Consider the following 3,591-nt stretch of genomic DNA (forward strand, 5'->3'; position numbering starts at 1 on the left):
CGGCGTGCGCGCGCTCCACGTGGACGCTCCGCTCCAGGGCCACGGCCTGCCCGTCGGACCCGGTTCCCAGCAGGCCGAGGACGAGGGACGGCGTGGCCGTGTCGACCGCGAGGATCATTCGCGCGGGGTGCTCTTGAGACCGAGGATCGTCATGATGCGAGATTGCCACCCCTCAGGGTACACGGGAATGAACTCCTGCCCGTACACGCCCCAGAGGGTGTCGAAGTCCTCGTAGCGCAGGTAGACGTTCGCGCCGTAGATGGGGTCCGAGATCCAGAAGACGCCGCTCTTGTCGTCGTAGCCACGCACGACGCGGAAGTGCGGGATGCCGCCCACGCGGTCGAGCCACTGCAGCACGATGACGGGCACGCCCTGCGCGACGAGACGGCGCAGGTGCTCCGCGCTGCCGTTCTTGAAGCGCGTGGCGCGCAGGCCGAAGGGACGCAGGTAGGGGTCGATCACGTCGGCCTTCATGTAGCCGCCGTTGGGTCGCAGGACGAGGCGGACCTCGTCCTGCGACTTCTTGAAGCCGTAGTAGTCCAGCACGCTCACGATGGAGGCGGGGCCGCAGTTGTTGTAGGTCTGCGCGACGTAGCCGACCCCGGGCAGGTAGGCACTGGCGGGTCTGGAGGCGGTCTCGCCCGCCGAGGACAGGACGACCAGACCGAGCACGAGTGAGAGCAGACGAAGGGGTGACGTCATTACCCCCTCATTATCTCCCCATGATGGGGGTGATGACGTGAGCCCCACCTCGCCAGAATGAGGCGCATGCGACGACACCACCAAGGCGTGGCGCTCGTCACGACCCTCGGCGCGCTGGCCCTCGTGGCCATGCTGGTCGGAACGGCGCTGCTGCTCGCAAGTTCATCACAACGACGCTCCTGGGACGCCGTCCGGACCACGCAGGCACAGGCCGCGGCGGAGTCCGGGCTGGAGGAGGCCGTGGCGCGCGTCCGTCCCGAAAGCGTCCCCGGATCCGGAACGGTCCCCCGCTCCCTGACGGAATACCGCCACGCGCTCGACTCGTTCGTCCGGGAAGGTGCGGCCGTGTCGACCGGAGGCACGCTCGGCCCGGGCACCTTCTCCCTGCGGGTCCACCGTGAGGACGGCCCGGGACGCACCACGCTCACCGTGACCTCCGAGGGACGTGACGCGTCGGGAACGGCCACACGGAGCCTCGTTCAGACGCTCGTGGTCCGCGCCGCGCCCGCCCTGCCGGGGGACTTCGCCGTCCTCGCGGACGTCGTGGCCTGCACGTTCTGCCACACGCGCGTGGAACGCATGGACGCCCCTGCCGGCGGCGTGGAGGGCGTGAAGGTCGGCGTCCTGCGGGCGCTCGACCTGTCCGAGACCCAGCCGTACGGGGGTGCCGACACGACCGTGGTCGGGACGTTGCACGTCCGGGGCGCGCTTCTGAATCGACGCGGCCATGACGAACCGCTCGACGCGCACGACGGCCTGCGCCTTCCCGCGTCCTCCGGGGAGACCGCGAACAGCGACGGGGCGCCCGTCACGCGGACCTGCGACGGGCGAGGTTGCCGCGCGGGCGCGGCCGTCTACCGTCACGGCGCTCCACGGCGAGGGGCGGTGCCTGCCCTCCTGCCCGCCGCCCTGCCTCCCGTCGTTCCCGACCCGGACGGGGACGGTCGGACGGACGACGCCGAGTGGGCCGACCACGTCGCCCGCGTCTCCCGTGCCGAGGGGCTGGGCGTGCTGCGCGCCACCCGCCTCCTGCTGTCGCGCACCCCGTCGTGGGGTCCCGGGGCCATGCCGCCTGCCCCCGTTCCCGGCGGGACGGACGTCGTCACGGACGCCCGACGTGGTGTGCCCGGTCATCTCGTCGTGAGCGGTGACCTCGACCTGAGCGGAACCGTCCTCGTCGACGGTGACGTCCTCGTCAGCGGTCGGGTTCGGGGGACGGGGCGCATCGTCGCGCGGGGCAACGTCTACGTGACGGGAGACCTGACGTACGACTGCACCCGCACGTCGGGCTTCGCGGACTGCGCCTCCGTCTCCCCGGAGCGGCTGCCCCGCCTCGTGCTCGCCTCCGCCGACGGAAGCGTGGTGGTCGGCGACGCCCTCGGATCCAGCGCTCACGCCGACCGGCAGGCCGGGGAGCGCTCCTCGTCCGTCGTGCCCCGCATCCTCGCGGAGTTCAACCGTCTGGAGTGGGAACGGGCCTCGCGGGATGAGGGACGTCCCCCGACCTTCTACCGTCTGCGCGAGCGTGATCCCCTGTTGCCGGTGCGGCGCGCGGACAGCGGGCGACGGCATGACGTCACGGAGCTGAGGATCGCTGACGTCTGCCCGGACGGCGCGTGCGTCCCGGGGGCGGCCACGGTGGCCGCCGGGACGCGCGTCCTGTCCCTTTCGCCTTCGGGCGGCTGGCTGGCGGACGAGGCCGTGAAGGCCGTCTGGGACGAGAACATGTCCCGACGCCGACCGACTTCGCCCGCGAGCGACGCCCTTCCCCTGCGGATCGACGCGACGCTACACGCGCGCCACGCGATCGTCGGGCATGTCCACGGGTGCTCCACGCGTGAATGCGCCCTCACGTCCCCCGCGGGCGTCGTGGTGCGGGGCGCGCTCGTCGCCCGGCACGTCGGCCTGCTCGTCACGGGAGGGACCGCGCCGGGGCTGCGTGTCCTGCTCGACCCGCGGGAGGACGCCGCGGAGACGGGACCCCTGACGCTCACGCGGTCACCCGTGACCGTGCCAGGCGACGACCCTCCTAGGGAGGCGCCGTGAGCGGCCCGAGGAGGAGTCGGGCCTTCACGCTGCTCGAACTGCTCGTGGTGCTCGCGGTCCTCGTGACGCTGCTGGCGCTCGCGCTGCCCGCCCTGGCGAACTGGCGCGCCCGGTCCGAACTGCGTCTCGCGCAGCACGAGCTCGCGCTGGGCCTCACGCGGACGCGGAGCGAGACGAGGCGCCTCTCCCAGCACCGCGTCGTGCGCTGGACGAACGGTGGGAACCTCGTCGAGGTCACCCGGCTGGACGGGGCCGTGCTGCGCGAGATTCGTCTGCCGGGACGCGTCACGCTGCGGGCCACCTTCGGGGCGGGAGGCGTGCCCGCGACCTCGTTCAGCTACCTCGCGCCCTTCGGGCGCAAGGACATCAACAACTTCGAGTTCGTGCTCCGAGGCCCCGGCGGGGAGGCGCGCGTCCGGGTGGTCGGCGTGACGGGGAAGGTCGTCCGTGTCGCGTTCTGATCCCCGAACCGGCCTGACCCTCGCGGAGGTGCTCGTGGCGCTCGCGCTCGCGGGTCTGCTCGTGACGGTCCTCTCGTACCTCGCGTCGGCGCTGGGGGCCGCGCAGGACGCACGTACGCGAACCCAGGCGCTGGACGTCGCCCGCCGCGTCCTGCAGGACGTCCGGATCGCCTGGCGAGACGAGGGGGCCTTCGATCGGGCCTTCCTGCCCGCCTCACCCGTGCCGTCGGGCCTGACCTGCGCCCTCCAGGTGGGCGGGTTGGTCACCGACTGCGCGTCCGGGGCGGCGGGTTCGTCCGGGACGTCCGCGCCGCCCACTCGGGACGTCACCGTGGACGTTCACCGCGCCGAGGTGCGCGTCCGGCTCGCCCTGCGCGTCGTC

Annotated in this window: 5 protein-coding genes (1 of these 5 running past the window's edge); 3 read left to right on the forward strand and 2 right to left on the reverse strand. The window is 72.7% G+C overall.

The window, feature by feature from the left end; translation table 11 throughout:
• Together tsaB and DEIPI_RS28005 are read right to left on the reverse strand one after the other, a co-directional pair.
• A protein-coding gene (gene tsaB, locus DEIPI_RS0102665) for a tRNA (adenosine(37)-N6)-threonylcarbamoyltransferase complex dimerization subunit type 1 TsaB (RefSeq protein WP_045233518.1) crosses the window boundary here: on the reverse strand, positions 1–118 show its 5' end (the start). 434 nt of this gene lie to the left of the window's left edge; 118 of the gene's 552 nt are visible here — the first part of the coding sequence; it begins with the start codon at positions 116–118; its stop codon lies beyond the left edge, outside the window.
• On the reverse strand, positions 115–702 hold the full coding sequence (locus tag DEIPI_RS28005; protein ID WP_045233519.1) for a C39 family peptidase: 588 nt from the start codon (positions 700–702) through the stop codon (positions 115–117). Before DEIPI_RS28005 ends, tsaB begins: the two co-directional genes overlap by 4 nt.
• A gap of 66 nt (positions 703–768) precedes the next feature.
• On the opposite strand from DEIPI_RS28005, the gene DEIPI_RS0102675 reads away from it, so the two are divergent.
• From DEIPI_RS0102675 to DEIPI_RS38760, 3 genes are all read left to right on the forward strand, one after another.
• Complete coding sequence (locus tag DEIPI_RS0102675; RefSeq protein ID WP_157463425.1) at positions 769–2,748, forward strand: hypothetical protein; 1,980 nt, start codon at positions 769–771, stop codon at positions 2,746–2,748.
• The gene (locus DEIPI_RS28010) at positions 2,745–3,209 is read left to right on the forward strand and encodes a prepilin-type N-terminal cleavage/methylation domain-containing protein (RefSeq protein ID WP_045233520.1); all 465 of its coding nucleotides are present in this window, start codon (positions 2,745–2,747) and stop codon (positions 3,207–3,209) included. Before DEIPI_RS0102675 ends, DEIPI_RS28010 begins: the two co-directional genes overlap by 4 nt.
• A partial coding sequence (locus DEIPI_RS38760) for a prepilin-type N-terminal cleavage/methylation domain-containing protein (protein ID WP_027480752.1) occupies positions 3,196–3,591 on the forward strand: 396 nt, incomplete at its 3' end. The genes DEIPI_RS28010 and DEIPI_RS38760, both read left to right, overlap by 14 nt.

Origin of the sequence: Deinococcus pimensis DSM 21231, from assembly GCF_000519345.1 — a bacterium.
Lineage (GTDB): Bacteria > Deinococcota > Deinococci > Deinococcales > Deinococcaceae > Deinococcus_A > Deinococcus_A pimensis.